The sequence below is a fragment of the Shimia sp. R10_1 genome, from assembly GCF_017744095.1.
In the GTDB taxonomy this organism is placed as follows: Bacteria; Pseudomonadota; Alphaproteobacteria; order Rhodobacterales; family Rhodobacteraceae; genus Shimia.
In genome coordinates this window covers 20,679-40,141 of sequence record NZ_JAGHQX010000004.1, presented here as the reverse complement: position 1 = coordinate 40,141, position 19,463 = coordinate 20,679, and the positions used below count along the sequence as shown (strand labels likewise).

The 19,463-nt window shown below is 54.6% G+C and carries 18 protein-coding genes; 3 read left to right on the top strand and 15 right to left on the bottom strand.

The features are described from left to right. Window positions 1-3: 3 nt before the first annotated feature. The 11 genes from J7413_RS09080 to J7413_RS09030 form a co-directional block, all read right to left on the bottom strand. A complete protein-coding gene (locus J7413_RS09080; RefSeq protein WP_209097769.1) occupies window positions 4-1,068 on the bottom strand; it encodes a hypothetical protein in 1,065 nt (354 codons plus the stop codon). A gap of 19 nt (window positions 1,069-1,087) precedes the next feature. Next, window positions 1,088-2,122, bottom strand: coding sequence for an aldo/keto reductase (locus tag J7413_RS09075; protein ID WP_209097768.1), 1,035 nt, complete (start codon window positions 2,120-2,122; stop codon window positions 1,088-1,090). Continuing rightward, a complete protein-coding gene (gene hslV / locus J7413_RS09070; RefSeq protein ID WP_209097767.1) occupies window positions 2,119-2,676 on the bottom strand; it encodes an ATP-dependent protease subunit HslV in 558 nt (185 codons plus the stop codon). The genes J7413_RS09075 and hslV overlap by 4 nt, the downstream gene beginning before the upstream one ends. A gap of 149 nt (window positions 2,677-2,825) precedes the next feature. Continuing rightward, window positions 2,826-3,146: a thioredoxin gene (gene trxA / locus J7413_RS09065; RefSeq protein WP_209097766.1), complete on the bottom strand. Its 321-nt coding sequence runs from the start codon at window positions 3,144-3,146 to the stop codon at window positions 2,826-2,828. A 46-nt stretch (window positions 3,147-3,192) separates the two neighbouring features. Beyond that, window positions 3,193-6,600, bottom strand: coding sequence for a double-strand break repair helicase AddA (gene addA, locus J7413_RS09060; RefSeq protein ID WP_209097765.1), 3,408 nt, complete (start codon window positions 6,598-6,600; stop codon window positions 3,193-3,195). Beyond that, window positions 6,597-9,533, bottom strand: coding sequence for a double-strand break repair protein AddB (addB, locus tag J7413_RS09055; protein ID WP_209097764.1), 2,937 nt, complete (start codon window positions 9,531-9,533; stop codon window positions 6,597-6,599). Before addB ends, addA begins: the two co-directional genes overlap by 4 nt. Beyond that, window positions 9,526-10,218: a nucleotidyltransferase family protein gene (locus J7413_RS09050; RefSeq protein ID WP_209097763.1), complete on the bottom strand. Its 693-nt coding sequence runs from the start codon at window positions 10,216-10,218 to the stop codon at window positions 9,526-9,528. Before J7413_RS09050 ends, addB begins: the two co-directional genes overlap by 8 nt. Then, window positions 10,194-11,216 carry a phosphotransferase gene (locus tag J7413_RS09045; protein ID WP_209097762.1) on the bottom strand — a complete coding sequence of 341 codons (1,023 nt, stop codon included), beginning with the start codon at window positions 11,214-11,216 and terminating at the stop codon, window positions 10,194-10,196. Before J7413_RS09045 ends, J7413_RS09050 begins: the two co-directional genes overlap by 25 nt. After that, window positions 11,213-11,686, bottom strand: coding sequence for a tRNA (adenosine(37)-N6)-threonylcarbamoyltransferase complex ATPase subunit type 1 TsaE (gene tsaE / locus J7413_RS09040; RefSeq protein WP_209097761.1), 474 nt, complete (start codon window positions 11,684-11,686; stop codon window positions 11,213-11,215). Before tsaE ends, J7413_RS09045 begins: the two co-directional genes overlap by 4 nt. Window positions 11,687-11,739: 53 nt before the next feature. Continuing rightward, window positions 11,740-13,254 carry a PAS-domain containing protein gene (locus tag J7413_RS09035; RefSeq protein ID WP_209097760.1) on the bottom strand — a complete coding sequence of 505 codons (1,515 nt, stop codon included), beginning with the start codon at window positions 13,252-13,254 and terminating at the stop codon, window positions 11,740-11,742. 94 nt (window positions 13,255-13,348) lie between these two features. Beyond that, on the bottom strand, window positions 13,349-14,740 hold the full coding sequence (locus J7413_RS09030; RefSeq protein WP_209097759.1) for a sensor histidine kinase RegB: 1,392 nt from the start codon (window positions 14,738-14,740) through the stop codon (window positions 13,349-13,351). A 141-nt stretch (window positions 14,741-14,881) separates the two neighbouring features. Here J7413_RS09030 and J7413_RS09025 point away from each other — a divergent pair, with 141 nt between their 5' ends. Both J7413_RS09025 and J7413_RS09020 read left to right on the top strand, forming a co-directional pair. Then, complete coding sequence (locus J7413_RS09025; protein ID WP_247743448.1) at window positions 14,882-15,454, top strand: SCO family protein; 573 nt, start codon at window positions 14,882-14,884, stop codon at window positions 15,452-15,454. Between the two features lie 69 nt (window positions 15,455-15,523). Continuing rightward, window positions 15,524-16,078 (top strand): ActR/PrrA/RegA family redox response regulator transcription factor, encoded by a 555-nt coding sequence (locus tag J7413_RS09020; RefSeq protein ID WP_209097757.1) that lies wholly within the window; start codon window positions 15,524-15,526, stop codon window positions 16,076-16,078. 140 nt (window positions 16,079-16,218) lie between these two features. Here J7413_RS09020 and J7413_RS09015 read toward each other — a convergent pair whose 3' ends face one another. Beyond that, entirely contained in the window at window positions 16,219-17,106 is an 888-nt protein-coding gene (locus J7413_RS09015; RefSeq protein WP_209097756.1) for a LysR family transcriptional regulator, read from the bottom strand. Window positions 17,107-17,242: 136 nt separating this feature from the next. Between J7413_RS09015 and J7413_RS09010 the strand changes: the two genes are divergently transcribed. Next, window positions 17,243-17,926, top strand: coding sequence for a type 1 glutamine amidotransferase domain-containing protein (locus tag J7413_RS09010; RefSeq protein WP_209097755.1), 684 nt, complete (start codon window positions 17,243-17,245; stop codon window positions 17,924-17,926). Between the two features lie 63 nt (window positions 17,927-17,989). Here J7413_RS09010 and J7413_RS09005 read toward each other — a convergent pair whose 3' ends face one another. The 3 genes from J7413_RS09005 to J7413_RS20665 form a co-directional block, all read right to left on the bottom strand. After that, on the bottom strand, window positions 17,990-18,484 hold the full coding sequence (locus tag J7413_RS09005; protein WP_209097754.1) for a GNAT family N-acetyltransferase: 495 nt from the start codon (window positions 18,482-18,484) through the stop codon (window positions 17,990-17,992). Between the two features lie 42 nt (window positions 18,485-18,526). Continuing rightward, complete coding sequence (locus J7413_RS09000) at window positions 18,527-19,111, bottom strand: HD family hydrolase (protein ID WP_209097753.1); 585 nt, start codon at window positions 19,109-19,111, stop codon at window positions 18,527-18,529. A gap of 88 nt (window positions 19,112-19,199) precedes the next feature. Continuing rightward, on the bottom strand, window positions 19,200-19,322 hold the full coding sequence (locus J7413_RS20665; RefSeq protein WP_280636544.1) for a hypothetical protein: 123 nt from the start codon (window positions 19,320-19,322) through the stop codon (window positions 19,200-19,202). Between the last annotated feature and the right edge of the window lie 141 nt (window positions 19,323-19,463).

Genomic DNA, 19,463 nt, shown 5'->3' with positions numbered 1-19,463 from the left:
CAATCAGTGAGACGGTGGCAAGCGGTGCAGTGGCAGAATGCCAGAGAGCGGCAATAGAAGAGCTGCGCGAATGCGTGCCCAGAAGGCGCCAAGCACCACAAGGAAGATACCAAGGAAGAAAATTGTCATGGCCGCGCCTTCGCCCTCAAATACTGTCCCAGCGAGAGCGACGGTGTAGCCAATAGCCGCGATGAGGAAAGAGCGGCGGTCGATGATGATGGCGATGAAAGCAAAGAGCAACAACACTGCAAAGAGCGTTGTGTTTGCGCCAGCGCTGTCCCGTTCCAAAAGGCTAAGCGCGATCGTGTTCACAAGTGCCGGTGCTGCGATGACATGGAGCCAGAAACCCTGTGCCGCGCGCCGTGTGACGCGGTGTGGATCTGACATATCAAAGATCATGGCGACAGCAAAAACGCCTGCCCCCACAGCCAGCGTGATGTAGGCAAATGGTCCGCCTGCAGAAAGCAGGAACATATCAGAGAGGCTCGCGGGCGTGCCCGCTTGATTGGCTCCGACCATCATCGCCACCCCAAATACGCCAAGCGCGATCAGGGCCATGGCGAAAGGCACCCGGAACCGCAGCCAATATAGAAACATCACCACTGTGGTGAGTGCGAGCGGGAATGGCAGGCTGGAGAAATCTTCCTGTGCCACCATGAAGGGTTGCGCAAAATAGGCCGTGATGCCGGAACCGGCATTGATCGCCCAAAGACAAGAAAGCGCTATTGCTGGCGCCACCATGCGGCGACGGCGTATGAAATACTCTGATAAACCCCACAGAACGAGGGCTGAAACGCCTGCAGTGGTCACAAGTTTGCTTTTATAGTCGACGATTTCTACGGCCATCGAAAGACCGTTCACAGCAGCCCACCCACCTGCGAGGATCAGAAGGCCAATGACAATGAAAATCTCATTGAACCCTTTAAACAGCTCAAAAGGTTCATCACCGGGCGCAAGGTCTTCGCGCGCGCCACGTCGGCTGTCAGCCAAAGCCGCAAGAGAAGCTGCTTGAGACTCGTTTAACAGGCCAGAGCCGACGGCGGCGCGGAGATCATCTTTGGAAATCATGCGGGTTCAACGTCTCTTGTTACGCGAGCACTTTGGCAAACAACTCGTCTTTCATCATGTCGTCAAACCACTCAGGATAGCGGCGACCCGGCGCAGCAGCGGCATCAAGCGCGGCCATTTCATCTGCACTTAGGGCGATATTGGCTGCAGAGATCGCGGTTTCAAGTTGGCTAAGCTTTGATGCGCCGACAATCACGGTGTGATCGCGTCGTTTGTTCAAAATCCAAGCTTGTGCAATTTGAGCAGGAGATACGCTATGCGCATCGGCAGTGGAGTTCAGAGCGTCAATCGCTGTGGCTGCTTGATCCCTTGAAACTTGTAAGAAATCTCCTTCAGACAGGCGTCCATCACTGTCTTCCAGCTTATCGAGGTCATACTTCCCGCTCAAAAGCCCGCCTGCGAGCGGTGACCAAGCCATCAGGCCAATGCCCAGCTCCTCACCCATGCGCAGAACATCCATCTCGATGTCACGGCCCACGGCGTTGTAGAGATATTGCCCTGCAACAAACTGGCTCATTGAGTTGTCGCGCTGAAACTGCACCGCTTGCGCAACTTTCCACGCTGGCCAGTTGGACACACCGATATGACGGACTTTGCCTGCGTCTATGACGTTCTGAAGCGTTGAAAGGGTTTCTTCGATCGGTGTGGTGAAATCTGTCTTGTGTAAGACAAGCAGGTCGATCCAATCGGTATTTAGGCGTTTCAGGCAGCCATCCACCGACGAAAGGATATGGCCACGGGACAGTCCGGCATTGTTGATCCGGTCATTCTGGCGAAAGCCCAGTTTGGTACAAATCACCGCTTCGTTGCGTTTGCCCTTCAGCGTTTGGCCGAGGATGTCCTCCGCTTCCCCATTGGAGTACCCATCCGCAGCGTCAAAGAAGTTGATACCGCCATCAAGCGCCACATCCACCATGCGCTGGGCATCCTGAAGACCTACTTTGGCCACGCCGGGAATCCAGTCTGACCCATGTGTGAAGGTCATGGTGCCGAGCGCCAGACGGGACACCACCAGGCCGGAGTTTCCCATGCGGGTGTAGGTCATTTCAGTCATTTTTTGATGGTCTCCAAGGTGAGGTTGCCATTGGTGTAGACGCAAATGTCCCCGGCGATTGCCATGGCCTTGCGTGCCACCTCTTCGGCTGACAGATCCGTATCCATCAACGCGCGTCCAGCTGCGAGGGCGAAGTTTCCGCCAGAGCCAATCGCGGTGACATTATGCTCCGGCTCAAGCACATCCCCTGCCCCGGTGATGACAAATATATCGACGCCATCCGAAACGATCAGCATCGCCTCAAGTTTTTGGAGATATTTGTCAGTCCGCCAGTCCTTTGCCAGCTCTACAGAGGCGCGCGCCAGTTGGCCCGGTGTGGCTTCCAGCTTGGCTTCCAAGCGTTCCAGCAGGGTAAAAGCATCTGCGGTGGAGCCCGCAAAGCCAGCAACAATCTCATGCCCACCCGGGGACAAACGGCGCACCTTGCGGGCGGTGCCTTTGATCACTGTCTGGCCAAGTGAAACTTGCCCATCACCGGCAATCACAACTTCGCCACCCTTTTTCACACCGATGATCGTGGTGCCGTGCCAACCGGGAAATTGATCCTCTGACATGAAAATCTCCTTTTGTCTGGGCTCTTATATGAGCCTGACCGCCATAAGGCACAAGTGTCTGGGGTACGGATAACACCTCATTGGTGATATCCCAAAAGCAAAGGCGCCTCCGAGGAAGCGCCTTTTTAAGTTCTCGATGTGTTTTCAGATCACAGAGAGTCTTCGATCCAGCTTTGCAGCGCAGCTTTTGGAGCAGCACCCGCACGGTTGGAGATCACCTGGCCATCTTTGAAAATGAACAGCGCAGGAATGCCGCGTACACCCAGTGCAGCTGCGGCGTTCGGGTTGCTGTCTACATCAACCTTGGCAATTTTGACTTTTCCGTCGAACTCCGCGGAAAGCTCTTCGAGCGCCGGGCCGATTTGTTTACAAGGGGCGCACCATTCTGCCCAAAAGTCTACGACGACGGGCACGTCGGCATTTTTTACTTCTTCATCGAATGTTGCATCGGTCACAGCGACGGTTGCCATTGGAGGTCTCCTGAAAGGGGATATGGTAAGTCTTGGTTGATGGAACCTAGGTTTGTGATTGCGGGGCGTCAAGATATGCGGTGGCACGCAGCGCTTTTGTCACAAGATCGTGTGGCAGCTCTACAAGCTCAGCCTGTGCTGTCCAAAGGATTGCTGTGTGGATTTTCTTGCCAGGAAAGACCTGTTCTAGAGCATGCGTATAGGCGCCCATTTGTCTCAAAATACCTTCAGGGGTTTCTGTTGCTTTATTAGGAACCATCGCATTGGTTTTAAAATCGATGGCCCAAACACAAGTTTCCTGAATGATCAGACGGTCGATTATGCCATGCAGCCGGAGCGTGCCAAGATCGGCGGTAATTGGCACCTCTGCGAGCGCGTCGGGCGCAAAAATCCATTCTAGCGCAGCTGAAGTTAAGTTTGATTTTGCCTCTTTCAGCAATTGCGCAAAAACACCAGTTTCCATCTCCGCAAGGTCGTCCTGCAAAAGACTCTCCGCAACTTGGTCCCATTGAGGCTGCGGATATGTGGGAAGGTGTTCCAAGAGCAAGTGAAGCCATGTCCCCCGCTGCATGGCAACTTCCTGATCAAGCCCTTGATCACCTGCAAGCGCCTTGGCCCCACCAAGATCCGAAGGGCTAATTGTGGTAGGCTTTAAGTCGGGCACTTGTGCCACACTAAGTAGATAATCGGGGACCTTTGAATCTGGCTCTTCAACCTTCTCTGCCTCCTTAGAAACCGCTCCAGACCAGTCTCCATGAGAAAGCCTGAGCCCCGCTCCGCCTTGGAAATTGAATTGCGCGGCATTGGATGCGGTCATGGCGCTGCGCACAATATCATACCAACTGTTGCCGTCTTTGCCGAGATCACCAGCCGCCGCAACGATCAGCCATTTTTCAGCTCGTGTCATGGCCACGTAGAGCAGGCGTAAACGCTCTGCGGCTTGTGCCTCTGCCATGTCTGCACGCGCGTTTGAAAGTATGTCGGGCGCAGCGTCTGCTGACATATTCCAAAGCGCGGTTTGGTCCACAGGCACAATCGGCGCGTCGGTCTTGATCAGTCTTTTCCCAGTATCTGGCATGATCACGATGGGCGCTTCCAGCCCCTTGGAGCCATGTACCGTCATCACGCGGATCCGGTTGGACGCACTGTCCATCTGGCGTTTGATTTCCAGATCATCAGTTTCCATCCATTGAAGGAAGCCTGTGAGACTGGGGACAGAGGATTTTTCATAAGCCAGTGCCTGACTGAGCAACGCGTTGATACCGTCTTCCGCTTCCGCGCCCAATCGCGAAAGCAAGGCATGGCGCCCTTTGTGACGTGTGAGAACACGCTCGATGAGGTCATAGGGCCGCAAGAAATCAGTTTGCCCGCGCATGTCATCCAGCATTGCCATGGTTGCAGGAAATTCTGTTCCGCGGTCCCTCAAAGCTGTCCAAAGAAAAGAGCCCGGCGTCCGTCGATGGGCAAGATCGAACAACTCTTGTTCTGACCATCCAAATAGAGGGGAGCGCAACACTGTGGCCAGTGACAGGTCGTCCTCTGGCGTCGCTAGGAACGATAGTAACGCACCCAAGTCGCGCACGGCCATTTCGCCGCCAACCTTCAAGCGGTCTGCGCCAGCGATTGGAAGACCTTCCAGTTTGCAGGCGCGGATGATTTCATGAAACAGATCAGATCGGCGCTGCACAAGGATCAAGAAATCACCCGGCTGAATGGCGCGCTGCGTGAACTTGCCATCAGGTCCACGTGTGTCAGCTATGGAGTCCTGCGCAATCATCCGTTTGATTTGCGCGGCGACACGTTCAGCGAGGATCACGGTATGGTGCGTATCTCCGAGACGGTCGACGGGATCAAACCATTCATCTTTTTCCGCTTTGCCCACAGGCTCCACCACCGGCCAAAGATCGACACGCCCGGGCATGTCATCGTTGAACGCGATGTGGCGGTTGCCTTTGGGAAACCCAGCAGAGGTATGGTTTTCAAAACAGGTGTCCACAAGATTGAGAACCGCAGGTGAGGAGCGGAACGAATACTCAAGGCTCAGGTTTTGCAATTGGTTGCCGGTTGGCTGCAAACGTGCCGCAAATTCTTCCCGCATGCGGTCAAACTCTGCGGGATCTGCGCCTTGAAAACTGTAGATTGACTGTTTCTGATCGCCCACCACAAAGATGGTCCGGGTCACATCACTGCGCGCGCCGGTGCCCGACGTGAACTCCTGCGCCAGCCGCTCGATAACCTGCCATTGAACAGGGCTCGTATCTTGTGCCTCATCGACCAGAATATGATCGATGCCACCGTCAAGGCGATAGAGCACCCATTCTGCGACAGCGGGTTCGTTGAGCAGGTTACGCGCGCGCAAGATCAGGTCGTCAAAGTCCAGCCAGCCACGCTGCTGCTTTGCTTTGTCGTATCGTTCAAGAAATTTCGCTGAAAATGCGTGTAGCGCTGCGCTTCGCTCCATGGCGCGCAATGCAATACGCCGCGGACGCACATCTTCGATACGCAGCATCAGCGGTTCAAGTTGATACATCAGATCAACGTGCTTTGTACGCAATCCCTTGGTAGGAAAAGAGTCTAACTTGGCTGAAAAGGGCGATTTTGCCCCTTTTCCATTTAGGAGAACTGTTTCCAAAATCTCCAGTGCCGACAGGTTGGGGGCAGAAATGGCAGAGAGTTTGTCTGCCGCTCGATTGTCGTTGGTGCCACCAGTTCTCAAGACGCTGATAAGATTGGTCAAGAGCTCCTTTTCTCCGCCGAGAAACGCCTCACTCAAGAGCAGTGCTTGATCATAGCCATCAGGCAGACCAAGCATGGCGCCCACTTCGTTTGTGTCACTCGCGTGCCTCAGCCGATCCGCATGCCGTGTGATATCTGCTGTAAGATCCTCGAGAGCGGCGCCTGTAAAGTGAACCGCCAGATTGCGCAGCAATGGGGCATCTTCGCTTTCAGCCATTGCCTCGACAATATCCTCGCGCAGTAAGGCAGCGGCCCGGTCTTCCATTTCTGAGAAAAGAGGGGAAACCCCGGCTTCCAAGGGAAAACGGCGCAGGAGAGACGCACAAAACGAGTGGATCGTCTGAATTTTCAGGCCACCGGGCGTTTCAATAGCGCGGGCAAACAGTGTGCGCGCTTGCCGCAAATCATCTGCGTTGGATTTACCAACAACACCAAGCTCAGAAAGCTCCTCGGCAAGCTCTGCATCACTTTTCATGGCCCAACTGCCAAGACGTTTGAACAGCCGGTTTTGCATCTCGCTTGCGGCGGCTTTGGTGTAGGTCAGGCACAGAATGTGTTGCGGCAGTACGCCTTCGAGCAAAAGACGCGCCACACGGTCAGTCAGCACACGGGTTTTGCCGGACCCGGCATTGGCTGATAGCCATGTGCTTGCATCAGGTCGTGCCGCGGTGATCTGGCGCAAGGTTGCATCATTGGTAGGGGGTGCGGGGGCGTTCATGTCAGCACCTCAGGGGCGGGTTCGTCAGTTGCATCCCACTCGCCAAAGCGTGCAAGTTGGTCGTAGAGACCTTCGTCACGCTCTGATTGCATGGCGCGGCGAGAGGTGAAGCCTTTGCCATCCTTCAGATAGTGACTGATGAGGGTCGAAAACTCCTCCCACACCTTTTCTGTCGGCGTTTCTGCCAAAGGCGCTGGTTGATCTTTTGGCGAGGCACCAAGGCCGATGTAGATTGCGTCTGCAACCTGCGCAGGGTCTATGCCTTTAAACCCGTTTTGTTCAGCCATTGCCGCCTCCAGAAGCAACTGTTTGTCAAAATAGGTTTGCTCGTCTTTTGAAGGCGGCGCGCCTGTCTTGTAGTCGTACAGGATCAGATCGCCTGCCTTCGTGCGATCAATGCGATCCGCCTTTGCTGTCAGTGTAAAATCCAACTCTTCGACTTGAGCGCTTGTTTCTGCCTCAAAGGCGATCGGCGTCGCACGCGTTCTGCGGCGCTCTTCACCATGCACAATGTGATCAGAGACGCGCGCAAGTCGTGCAAGCCAAAGCGCACGTGCGGTGGCCCAAGGAACGTTTTGGGCCAAAACAGACTCTGATATCTCCATAATGCGTGCGCGTGTGACAGGAATATCTTGATCGGCGCTTTCTTTGACCAGTTTTTCCAACACCTCATGCACAACGATGCCGCGCAGCAACGCATCCGGTGTTCGCATCAGGGGATCAAGTGGGCGCAAGCGCAGCACATGTTTGGCGTAAATCGCATAGGGATCACGGATCAGGCGTTTGATTTCCGTCACTGAGAGTTTGCGCGGGCGTGCCGCGAGGGGTGGCGTTGGCGAAGGGCGGCTGGCCGGAGGCACCATCGGAACGGTTTCCAACGCTCGCACTCGGTTAAGCCAAACCTGCGCGCGTTCATACATGCCTTCCAGCGCCTTCTGCCCGTTCTGGTCTGGCAAACCGCCCAATAGATTTGTCAATCGATTGATCCAGCGCGATGGAACGGTTTCCGCTTCATCAGATCGTATAGCGCGTGTGAGCCAAACCTCTGGTGCTCCCACCGCCTGTTGAAAATCATGCGCCGCAAGGCCGATCCGTCGCTCTGGCAGAAGAAGACCCGCGTCATTGCGCATTTTTCGGTTGAGCCATGGATCTGGGCTTGGCGCCTCTGGCCAACTGCCTTCGTTGAGCCCTCCAAGGATCACGAGGTCTGCGCCCTGTACGCGCGCTTCCAACGTACCCCAAATCAAGATATGCGGGTGCCCTGCATCGCGATCACGTACCTCGCCGCGCGACAGAAGCGCACCAAAGAGATCGGCATAATCAGCAGGTGAAATTTCCCCAACCACTGGCGCATGCTCTCGAACATCTGCCAAAACACGGGTCGCAGCGCGGCCAGCGGCCTCTTGCCATAGCCCTCCGCTGCCCGTTTCTCCATCTGGGAGGGGGCCATGCGCGATCGCTTCTGCGAGAGAAATATGCGCATCAAACAGCGCTTCCATTGAGGTGTTTGAACGTAATTGGTTGCAAAAATTATGCGTCAACCAGCGCATCCAGCCGGACATGTCGTCCTTTTGTGTTTGAGCCCAGGCCGTCATTGCTTCGGCTTCGGGATAGGTCACTCCCTTTCGACGCAGCCAAAGCTCCAGGTTTCGGGTGTTCAGCAAGTGTCTGCCGCGCTCCACACCGCTATGGGTGAGCGGGTGTTTCAGAAGAGCAAGCAGTGCCTCTGAGGTCAGTTTCTGGTGAAACAGAGCCACAATATGGCGCAAGAAACGCCCCGGAGGAGACAGTTGCAAAGGTTGCCCGGCGCTGTCGTCCGGTACAATGTTCCAGCGATCAAGCGCAGCGGTGACTTGGCGCGTCAGCATCCGGTCCGGTGTGATCAAGGCACAGGTCTGGCCGTCTTCGGCGGCTTTGCGCATACGCGCCGCGATTGTGAGTGCTTCTTCTCGCTGCGTTGTGGCCTCGACCAACGTGATGTTTTCGGTGGCTGGCATCAGATCACCCAAAGTGGGCCCCTCACTGAGCCACTGATCCGTAACCGGGGCAGGGCGCAAAGCAAGAGAGATCAGCCGATTTCGCAGCTCAGAGGGGGCGGGGGTGCTGTCCCATGGTAAAACCGAACTTATTGGCAGATCTAGGGCATCCAGCAATGCGTGATAGCGGAACTGCGGGTGATCTTCGCTTTCCAGTGCTGTGCTCAGATGGCCCCATGTGTCCTGAGGCATTTCAAAATCAAAGCCGGGGAGGACTACTGCTCCTTGTGGCAGGCGTGCCACCGCCTGCATCAACAGCTGCATGGTACCACGAGAGCCCGTAGAGCCCGCCAAAATGATTGGGTGTTTGGGGGGCTCTGCATCCCAGCGGGCAATGATCTCCTCGATCGCGCGGCGTTGACGGGCCTCTGCACCGGGGGCGCTCTCCAAATCATCCAGAAAGTGCCGCGCAATGGAAAAGAAAGACTGCGCCCGCGCCCAATGACCAGATTGATCTGCGACATCCAGTGTTTCTATTGTCTCAACCGACACACCTTCGCCGGCCATTTCGTCAAAGAGGCTCGCCAGACTGTCCGCCAAATCATAGACTGACGCGCGTGCTGCCAGATCTGGTTGCTGTTCCAGCAAACGCGTGACCAGCTGTATCAATTCAAACCGCTGTCGAATGGGTGACGTGGCCTTGGGTAGGGAGGCGGACTCGGTGTTTGCGAACTCTCCAAGTAACTGGATACGTGGCATCAGCATCGCGGGACCGTCATGGAAAAGCGACTGAATGCGCCGTGCCATACGTGCAGTGTTTACGATGATTTGAGTGCGTGCAATCTCTTGTGGTGCCATGCCAACAAACCGCTGGTGCAGTCCGGAAACAAGTGCTTTGGGGAAATCGACACCAGGAGCGAGCGCGAAAATGCGCGGGGTCTCTGTCGTTTCAAACATGGGAGTTTTCCAACATTTCTTCCGCGAGCGTGATGCCCTCAGGGGTGCCAACATCGCACCAGGTACCAGGATAGATCAGCCCAAAGAGGCGCGCCTCTTTTTGGATTTGATCCCAGACTACGTTGAGCGAGAACGACTCTTCTTCGATAGTAGATAGCCTGTCTGTTTTTAAGATCTGTACGCCTGTGTAAACGGTACCAGGCCCCCGGCTCAGACGTCCCTCTTGATCAAGCTGAAAATCCCCGTCTCGTGTGTAGCCAACAGCATTTTTTTGCGGAACACACAGCAACAACGCGTCCATGATGTCAGGAAACCAAGCGGTTTTCAGCAGCTCAAACGGGTTTGGCCCTTGCCAAACGGCATCGGTATTGCTGGTGTAAACCGGGCCGTTTCCCAGCAGTGGTAGAGCCTGACGCAGCCCACCGCCGGTATCCAAGATGTCTGGCGCCTCAATGGAAACACGCACCCCAGATCCGCTGAGATGGTGTGTGATCTGTTCATGTTTGTAGTGCGCATTCACCACGCAAGTTTTTGGGGCGATGGCTTGGGCAAGCTCTAACGCATGATCCAATAGCGTTTTACCAGCAACCTTCAAAAGCGGTTTTGGACAGTCTTTGGTGAGAGCGCCCATTCGGGTGCCAAAACCAGCGGCGAACAGCATTACGGCTTGGGGGTCTTGGCGCATTGGTCTCTCAGGGATTGTAGGAAAACGGACGATGGTTCGGGCAGGGCGGGGCGCAAAATTTCAGCGACTTGCGACAATTCTGGATGCACCAAATTGCGCATCACATGCCCATAAACACGCGGGATGAAATCCACATAATGAGGTTTGCCAGCTTGTTTGCACAGGCGTGCAAAAACGCCGAGGATACGTAAGTTCCTTTGAAGACCAAGCAAGCTGTAGCTGACCTCAAACAGATCAGGATCGGCGCCGGTTCTCTCTAGGTAGTACTTTTTCGTCGCTTGGGCGACATCATCAGGAACATCTCGGCGCGCGTCCTGAAGCAGAGACACAAGATCATAGCAAGGATGACCCATAAGCGCGTCCTGAAAGTCCAACAAACCCACGCGTGCGGCACTTGTGCGGTTTGGAAGCCAGATCAAGTTCTCAGCATGGTAGTCGCGCAGGGCCAGAACGCTTGGTGCGGGCAAAAACTTCTCAAGCTTTGGCAGAAACGCCTCTGTAAAAGCAGACAACGCCTTTTCTGCCGGTTCAAATGACTCAGATCCATACCAGATAAAGGCGAGGTCGGTCATCTGCGCCAGCGTCTGGTTGTCCATCACGCTGAGTTTTGGTGGTGGCGTATGCTGATGGAGATCAAGCAACACATCTGTGGCAGCTTGATAGAGCATGGGCTCATCCGCGGAGCGTTCAGCAATTGCAGCGACAAACAACGCGTCTCCGAAGTCTTCCATCAGAATAAGCCCAAGCGCTTCTGAGCTGTGCCAAATCTCAGGTGCGGAGAGTTGGTTTTCTGTCAGGAATTGGGCGATGCGGAGAAATGGTCGGATATCTTCGCCAGTTTCCTGCGGTGCATCCATCAAGATCGCAGTATCACCATTGGCATGATGGAGACGCCGATATTGGCGACTTGAGGCATCCCCTGCGAGTGGAGCGTGCCGCGCTGCAGACCAGCGGGTGCTTGAGAGAAACTCTGCGATTTCTTCTTCGCGGGTGGTCATTGCGCGAGACTTTCTAACAAAGGTGCCCATTTTTGATCTTTGGCCGTGATCGTCAGGTGCCTCTGACCTTCGTCTTCACCGAGCGAGAATGAAAGAAACAGGGCGCTGTCAGGTTGTAGATCAGCGAGCCTGTCTGGCCATTCCACAAGACAGATTGCCTCCTCAAATGCATCTGTGAGGCCAAGCTCAACGACCTCATCAGGAGATGTCAGCCGATAAAGATCTGCATGCCAGATTTCGCTTTCGGCCGTTTCGTACACTTGAACCAAGGTAAACGTCGGCGAGGGCACGTCTTCCGCGACAGGCAAAAGCGATTGTATGAGGCTGCGTGCAAAATGTGTTTTCCCAGCTCCGATTGGGCCTTCGAGCAGTAATACGTCAGTGGGTTGCAAGGTGGCCCCAATGCGAATTGCCAGATCTTGGGTCGCATTTGCAGAACTTAGGTCGAGAGAAAGGTGGAAGCTGGTCATGGCGGCACAGTAAAAACCACGCTCCCCCGCTGCAACCCGGATCAGGTCGGGGCTCAGGTATTTTGGTCTATCCAGCTGTTTAGATCCTGTGGCGCCAAAACAGATGAAAACGGATCAAATGCGACCAGTGTCATGCCACCCGTGATGGGCGTTACAGACATACGCAAACCTTCTCCTGACGTTAAAGAAAGTGCAGTTTGCCAAGGTTCCCGCATCGCGTTGGACAGGATGCGGTCTTGTAAATTTGGCCAAATTTCGCTGGGCAAGCAGTCGCCCTGCCAGTGCAAGATAGCGTCTTTTAAAGCGTATTGTGCGAAGCTGCTGTCTGGATCTGTTTTCCAGAGTTTTCGGTAGGCATCATTGCAGAGCTGTACCTGGCCTGTGGAGGAGAACAACACAAGTGCCGTTTCAATTGTGTCCAGTACACTGTGACATTGAGAAAGCTCTGTCCTGAAGCGTCTCGTGACGGTGATTTCGGCGGTTATGTCCTCAAAAAGAAAGACCAATGCTCCATCGGGATGCGGTCTCCCGGTAACGCGGTATGTTACGCCGGTTGGCAGCGTCCAAGTCTCACTGTAGTGCCCCTCCAAGGCGGATAAAAGGATATCGTCAACCTGTTTTGCCCAGCTTCTGTGTGAGGAGACATCGGGCAGAACCTGCATCTCCCGTAGTTGATCGAAGAAAGACTTTGCGTCACATCGTTTCGACAAAAAGTCTGCGCTTAGTCCTGTGAGCTCCAAGAGCGCTGGGTTAAACAAGATAAGCAGCTGGTCTTTGTCAAAAATCACCAGACCCGTGGATAAATGCGCAAAGGTTTTTGAGAAGATCTGAACAAAACTGCGTTGCGCATCCAACGCTGAAACCACGGCGTCAGCCTCTGAAGCATAATACATCACATGTGCGCCAGTTTGGACTGCTGTGACGTCAAACCAGCGCGTGGTCTCCCCTTGTGCGTCTTTGACTTGCAGTCGCTTTGAAGGGTCCCCAGGACGAAGTGCGCCCACATCGAATACTGGATCTTGTTTCGCTTTATGACTGAGGGACGCAACGAGCTTTTTATAAGCGCTGTTACGCCATACGACGTGGCCGTTGGCACTCGATTTCCAAACCGGGTTTGGGGCTTGAAACATCGCTTGCATGATGGCTGTGCGACGCGCGGTATCGGGCGCAGAGTCTTGTTCCAGAGTGATCCGTGCTACGTCATCCCATTGATCGATCGTCAATACCGAACGATCCTCTGGATCTTCAGCATGAAGGACGATGACATCGCGAACCTGCGATGCGCCTTGGCTAGGTGGAAAGTCAGGAAAATGCGTGACCATTTTCGCATGCATCGTTGACCAGTCAAACACCTCTGCTGGGGTTTCTGCACATATTTGGAGTGCGGCGGGATTGGCGTCGATCAGCAGCCCTGCGCGAAACAGAAAGCGGGATTTATTGCTGGATTCCTCATCCTTTGTTGGCGCGAGCGCACTGAGCGCCAGACGGCGAGATGCAATCCAAACACCGCCCACCAGCAAAATACATCCCGCGAAAACAAACAGGAGATGAGTAGTGGTTACCAACATTGAAGTCTCCAGAGCAACGCTTCCGGGAGATGATTCTTCTTTAAGCTCGCTAGAAGTGTGCAACTATAGCGGGCTCCAATCAAGGTGTAACTCGTTAAGGGGCGGTGCGATGCAGCGGGTTCTCTCCGGTTCCGATCAGAGAGAGATTGTGGTTGGCATCGATTTTGGAGCGCGGCCAAATCACTTCCACAATCGCACCACCGCTTGTATTTTGAGTGCTGCGAAGCTCGGCATTCTTGGAGCCATTTGCAAAGCTGATCTCTGCACCGGATCGTTCAAGAAGCGTTTTAGCTATGAAAAGACCCAGTCCCATACCTTCATATCCGGGCCGCTTTTTGCGCTCTTTTTCCGGTTTTCGATGCCTCATAAATGGATCACCGATGCGCCCAATCAAATGCGGAGGGAAACCGGATCCGTCATCGAGAATACGCACGCTGATTGAAGCTTCATCCCAAGAAGTCTCAACCCAAACGGTGTCACTTGCGAAATCAACAGCGTTTTGAATCAGGTTTCTCAGACCATGAATGATTTCAGGCCTGCGCAAGATTTCAGGACTTTCTGTGATTTCAAAGTGGTCAAAGACAAGTGTTTTTCCGCGGTCCATGTGAGGTTCTGCCGCCTCTTCAATAACGGCGGACAAAGGTGCTTTTCGTAGGTGCAGATCGTCTTTGCCTGCCCGCCCCATGGAGCGCAGGATGTCTCTACAACGGTCGGCTTGCTCTCTGATGAGAGCGGCGTCTTCTCGTAGTTCAGGACGATCATCGAGTTCTTCCAATAATTCGGCGCTTGCGAGTTTGATGGTGGCCAGAGGGGTGCCCAACTCATGCGCTGCGGCGGCCACGACGCCGCCAAGGTCGGTGAGTTTTTGTTCGCGTGCCAAAGCCATTTGCGTTGCCGCCAGCGCTTCGCCCATCGAGGACATTTCTGAAACGACCTGTCGCGAATAGAAAGAAGAGAAGAAGATCGCGATGATAATCGCTGTCCAATGGCCAAACAAAAACACGTTGGAGATCTCTAGAACTGAGAGATTTTCTGTGCGTAGGGGCAGATGAAATTCGAGCAAAGCGGTCACAATAACAACCGCCAGAGATGCCAGCATCATCGCAGATCGGATCGACAAAACAGAGGCTGCAATGGTGACAGGCGCAACCACAAGAAACGAAAATGGGTTGTGCAAACCACCCGTTAGAAACAGCAGAAAACCAAGCTGCAAAACATCAAAGAGCAGCATGTACCTGTTCTCGGATTCAGTGAGCAATTTGTTCTCAGGAAACACAAATATTGCGATCAGATTGCCGATGACGGAAATGCCCACTGCGAGGTAGCAAAGGCCATATTCCAACACCAATCCGAACCCGAATTGTGCAATGAGGAGAGCTGTGATCTGCCCCAGGATTGCGATCCAGCGCAGGGTGATGAATGTGCGCAGTCGTATCCAGTTGCTGCGACGATTTGCGCTAAGCAGTTCGCCTGACAAATCCGTCATTTGGTGGCCTTTCCCCTTGAGTCTCTACAGACACTTGATAGGTCTGTGCGGAGTTTCCCGCAACATGACTAGGTGAGGTGTAAGATGGTTCGTGTGGTGGCAGCTGTGGCTGTTTTTGTCGCAATCATCGCTTTGGCGGCTATGTGGTTTGTTGGGCGCGGAGGGCAAGGTGGCGATCAGTTTGCGCAATGTCGGCAAACCCAAATTGCCGGTGGGACAAACACAATTGGTGGCCCGTTTGAGCTGGTTCATGAAGACGGTCAAACCGTCACCGATGCAGAGGTTCTTACCGCGCCATCGCTGATCTATTTCGGATACACTTACTGCCCGGATGTTTGTCCGCTGGATGCAACGCGAAATGCAGAAGCCACTGAAATTCTTGAGACAAACGGCGAGCTTGTGACCCCTGTTTTCATCACGATTGATCCTGAGCGTGACACGCCTGAAGTGTTGAAAGAGTTCACAGATTATCTGCATCCGCGCATGGTTGGCCTGTCCGGATCGCCAGAGCAGGTGAAGGCGGCAAGCCAAGCCTATCGCACCTATTATCGCAAACAGCAGCCTGAAGATGGCGATGATGAGTTTTATCTGGTCGATCACTCCACATTCACATATCTCACCCTGCCGGGGCATGGGTTTGTGGAATACTTCCGTCGCGATGTTTCGGCAGAAGATATGGCCCAACGCGTGGGTTGCTTCGTAAACAACATGTAACATGGGCCGTGGTTTGACCCCACTCGCCTGTGTCGATACAAGTTGGAAAACTGCATAGGAAACAGGCAAATGGCTGATAGCGCGCTGTCGGAGATCGGGCCGGACAAATCCCTCCTCCTTGTTGATGATGACGAACCGTTCCTGAAACGACTGGCAAAAGCCATGGAAAAACGGGGCTTTGAGGTGGAGACCGCTGGTTCTGTTGCTGCTGGCAAGGCTATTGCGACTGTGCGGCCACCTGCATATGCGGTTGTGGATCTGCGATTGGGGGATGGCAACGGGCTCGATGTGGTTGAGGTCATCCGTGAGAAGCGGGAAGACAGCCGGATTGTTGTGCTTACCGGGTATGGGGCGATCGCTACAGCGGTGGCTGCGGTGAAGATCGGGGCAACCGATTACCTGAGCAAGCCAGCGGATGCGCAGGACGTGACCAACGCTTTGCTGAGCACCGGAGATGAGCTGCCGCCGCCGCCCGAAAACCCCATGAGCGCGGATCGGGTGCGGTGGGAACACATCCAGCGGGTTTATGAACTCTGTGATCGGAATGTGAGCGAAACAGCACGTCGCTTGAACATGCACCGCCGGACGTTGCAGCGGATTTTGGCAAAGCGTTCGCCGCGTTAATTTTGCTCTGACTCGGCCAAAACGGCCTATCTGTATCGCGGCGGTATCCCGTCGGTATTGCGTCGGTGCGAATTTCGCCTGGCAATATTAACCTTTTGCGCAACAGCCAGGTTCACTGGATCCCGCGTAAAAAAGACGTTTCAGCTGCGGTCGGTGGCAAAGGACGCAAGTAAGTGATCAATCGCCGCGCGCACATGGCGCGGCATCAGGCGGCGGTCTGCATACACAATCCAATGTGAGCGGCTCTGATCCTCATATCCTTCGAGAATGGGGATGGCTTCGCCCGCGTCGATCAAGGGTTGCAGATTGCCAATCGGCGAGTAGGCAATCCCAAAGCCACGCCGAACCGCATCTTGCATGAGCGGAATATTGTTGGTGCGCAGCCGGCCCGAAATTTTGACGGGCAGGGGGCTGCCGTCTTTTGGGTTGTGAAACAGCCAGGTGTCATTATTGGCGACAAGGCAGGAATGCTGGCGCAGGTCCTGAGGTGTTTGCGGTGTTCCGTGCCGGGCCAGATAGGCGGGCGCGGCAACACAAGCGAGGCGGTGGTTTACCAGTTTCCGGGCTATCAGAGAGCTGCTGGACAGCACACCATAACGCAGGGCGAAGTCATAGCCGTCAGCGACCAAATCCACATTGCGATTGTTGAAGTCAATTTCGAGCGTGATGCGAGGATTTTCAGCGGCGAAATCAAGCAGTCTTGGCGCGACAACCTGTTCCGCGAATGGGCCAGCAGCTGACACGCGTATTAGACCCGAAACCGCCTCAATATTGCCTGCGATGCTTTGGTTGGCCTCTTGTAGACCAGCGATCACATGCGCGATTTGGGCATAGTATTCTGCACCCAGTTCGGTGAGCCGCACGGTGCGGGTTGTCCGCGCCAGAAGCTTGGTTTCAAGACGATCCTCCAGCGCCTGCACGCGACGGGAGATGTGTGATGTTGACACCTTGAGACGGCGCGCGGCTGTAGTGAAGCTGCCGGTCTGTGCCACCATGGCGAACTCTTCGATGCCGTCCCACAATGCCATTCTGCAGCCCCTTATTGTTGCAATTACGCAAAAATGTATTTCCAATTACCTCACTTGTGCCGTTGGGGCAATGATCCCTAGATGCGATCACAGAAGAGGCGGCACGGGTTGCCTCAGCTTATTGCAGGAACACCTGATGACCAAAAAGATCCTTGTTGTGCTGACCTCCCACGACCAGCTTGGGGAAACAGGCGAAAAAACCGGCTTCTGGCTCGAGGAGCTCGCGGCGCCCTACTATGCGTTTGTGGATGCGGGATTTGAGCTGACCCTGGCGTCGCCCATGGGCGGCCTGCCACCGCTTGATCCAAAGAGCAACGAGCCAGATTTTCAAACGGATGACACCCATCGGTTTGAAGCGGATGCGGCGGCCAATGTTGCGCTGAACAACACCGCCAAACTGGCAGATGTGGCTGCGGAAGATTTTGATGCGATCTTCTATCCTGGTGGCCATGGCCCGATGTGGGATCTGGTTGACGACGCGGACTCCATCAATCTGATCGAAGCGTTTTTTGCAGCGGACAAGCCTGTATCCAGTGTCTGTCACGGCCCAATTGTGCTGATCAATGCCAAAGACGCAGACGGATCCTATATCGTAAAAGACCGCAAAGTGACCGGCTTTTCCAACAGTGAGGAAGAGGCGGTTGGTCTCACCAATGTGGTTCCGAAACTGCTTGAAGATGCGCTGGTCGCGCGGGGCGGTATTTACTACAAAGGCGACGATTGGCTGTCCTATGTGCAAAAAGACGGCAATCTGATCACCGGGCAAAACCCGAATTCCTCTGTCGCCGTGGCGCAAGAGGTGATCAGGGCGCTGTCCTAAAGCTTGCCTTGACACTGTGTTTCACGTGAAACCGCGCGTCGGATCCATGATCCGGCGCGTAATTTATTTGAGATCATACCGCTTCTGCACCTTATCCACAGTGCTGCCATCCTCAAGCGCGACAGAGGGTTTGCGCGCGTAGGTTTCGAAGTTACGGCTTTGATAATAAGCGAGGCCGCCTGTGTTGTCAGCGCGGATCTCTGCGTTGATCCATTCATAGCCCATGTCACGGGCCGCCCGTTTGGTGGCTTCAAACAGCTTTGAGCCAATCCCAAGGCCGGTTTTGCCAGTTTTGACGAATGTGCCGATTTCACAGGCTTCCGGCGGAAGCGCGCCAAAGGGGCCGATCCATTGAAAGCCCAACAGTGTGCCATCTTCTGAGAAGGCCACATGCCAGACAGCATCATCAGGGTCGGCCATCAACCATGCGCCAAGAGACTCTTTGGTCATGCATTTGGTGATCGCCGTGGTCCCGCCTGCGGCGATGATCTCGTTGAGCAGTTCAGCGGTTTGGCGCAAATCGGCCTGTGTGCCGGGTTGGATGGAAATTTGCTTCATTATTTGGGCCTGAAATAGAGACTTAGTGGTTCAATATGTATTCTAGACTTGTGCCAGTAATGCGGCATGTCGTGCGGTGTAATCATTGCGCGCCTCAACCGGGGGACGCAAGTTTATTGAGAGCCCGTCGATGATTTTTGGGTCGGGGATGCCAAAGAGTTTGTTGGCTTCCGCAACCGAAAAGCCGGCGATCTGCGTGGCCTCCATCCAAGCGGAGATTTTATCGGCCTTCTTGATCTGTGCTTTCAGCCGTTTGGGGGTTTCCGCGGGCAGGCCAAAGCGGATGTGAATGGCGGCCATGAGGCGGTCATCGAGCTTTCCGTAATCAGGGCCGACGGCGGCTTTCACAGGTGAAATCATATCGCCGATCACGTACTCCGGTGCGTCGTGCAGCAATGCTGTGAGACGGGTTTTGGCGGTCGCTGATGTATACATGCGGCCATAGATTTCTTCGACCAGGAGGGAATGTTCGGCGACGGAATACGCAAAGTCGCCGCGCGTTTGCCCATTCCAGCGCGCCACAAAGGCGAGGCCGTGGGCGATGTCTTCTATCTCGATGTCCACGGGGGTCGGATCCAGAAGATCCAGACGGCGCCCCGAAAGCATACGCTGCCAAGCTCGTGCCATATGTTTGCGCTCCCAAGTGTTTGCAAAACTCCTACGCCAGCGGGCAGACGCTGGGCAAGCGCTGTTCAGCTGCCAAACAAAGCAGATGTCAGCCAGGCGGGCCACTGGTGGTCAGCAACATGTTTGTGACCACGATAAGCAACGCCAGAATAAGAACGGTGGGCACCAGTCGCGCGAAACGCAGGCGCCCTTTGGGGTGCGGAGTAAACATAATCAATTCCTAAAATAGGCTTTGTTTATAAATGCCTATGCGCTTGTGGAAAAGTCAGGGCTGCCTGACCTAAGTGCTGAAAAATTGCCTAAAAAACAGGCTCTGCCACAAAATCGCCACAATTGAGCCGCAGCGTGAAGA

What these genes read in the sequence shown, in the direction of transcription:
- J7413_RS09010 (WP_209097755.1), top strand. Translation starts at nt 17,243, where the DNA reads ATGACCAAAAAGATCCTTGTTGTGCTGACCTCCCACGACCAGCTTGGG.
- J7413_RS20665 (WP_280636544.1), bottom strand. Translation starts at nt 19,322, where the DNA reads ATGTTTACTCCGCACCCCAAAGGGCGCCTGCGTTTCGCGCGACTGGTG.
- J7413_RS09025 (WP_247743448.1), top strand. Translation starts at nt 14,882, where the DNA reads ATGTGGTTTGTTGGGCGCGGAGGGCAAGGTGGCGATCAGTTTGCGCAA.
- addA (WP_209097765.1), bottom strand. Translation starts at nt 6,600, where the DNA reads ATGAACGCCCCCGCACCCCCTACCAATGATGCAACCTTGCGCCAGATC.
- J7413_RS09075 (WP_209097768.1), bottom strand. Translation starts at nt 2,122, where the DNA reads ATGACTGAAATGACCTACACCCGCATGGGAAACTCCGGCCTGGTGGTG.
- J7413_RS09005 (WP_209097754.1), bottom strand. Translation starts at nt 18,484, where the DNA reads ATGAAGCAAATTTCCATCCAACCCGGCACACAGGCCGATTTGCGCCAA.
- hslV (WP_209097767.1), bottom strand. Translation starts at nt 2,676, where the DNA reads ATGTCAGAGGATCAATTTCCCGGTTGGCACGGCACCACGATCATCGGT.
- J7413_RS09045 (WP_209097762.1), bottom strand. Translation starts at nt 11,216, where the DNA reads ATGACCACCCGCGAAGAAGAAATCGCAGAGTTTCTCTCAAGCACCCGC.
- J7413_RS09080 (WP_209097769.1), bottom strand. Translation starts at nt 1,068, where the DNA reads ATGATTTCCAAAGATGATCTCCGCGCCGCCGTCGGCTCTGGCCTGTTA.
- tsaE (WP_209097761.1), bottom strand. Translation starts at nt 11,686, where the DNA reads ATGACCAGCTTCCACCTTTCTCTCGACCTAAGTTCTGCAAATGCGACC.
- trxA (WP_209097766.1), bottom strand. Translation starts at nt 3,146, where the DNA reads ATGGCAACCGTCGCTGTGACCGATGCAACATTCGATGAAGAAGTAAAA.
- J7413_RS09050 (WP_209097763.1), bottom strand. Translation starts at nt 10,218, where the DNA reads ATGCGCCAAGACCCCCAAGCCGTAATGCTGTTCGCCGCTGGTTTTGGC.
- addB (WP_209097764.1), bottom strand. Translation starts at nt 9,533, where the DNA reads ATGTTTGAAACGACAGAGACCCCGCGCATTTTCGCGCTCGCTCCTGGT.
- J7413_RS09015 (WP_209097756.1), bottom strand. Translation starts at nt 17,106, where the DNA reads ATGGCATTGTGGGACGGCATCGAAGAGTTCGCCATGGTGGCACAGACC.
- J7413_RS09000 (WP_209097753.1), bottom strand. Translation starts at nt 19,111, where the DNA reads ATGGCACGAGCTTGGCAGCGTATGCTTTCGGGGCGCCGTCTGGATCTT.
- J7413_RS09030 (WP_209097759.1), bottom strand. Translation starts at nt 14,740, where the DNA reads ATGACGGATTTGTCAGGCGAACTGCTTAGCGCAAATCGTCGCAGCAAC.
- J7413_RS09020 (WP_209097757.1), top strand. Translation starts at nt 15,524, where the DNA reads ATGGCTGATAGCGCGCTGTCGGAGATCGGGCCGGACAAATCCCTCCTC.
- J7413_RS09035 (WP_209097760.1), bottom strand. Translation starts at nt 13,254, where the DNA reads ATGTTGGTAACCACTACTCATCTCCTGTTTGTTTTCGCGGGATGTATT.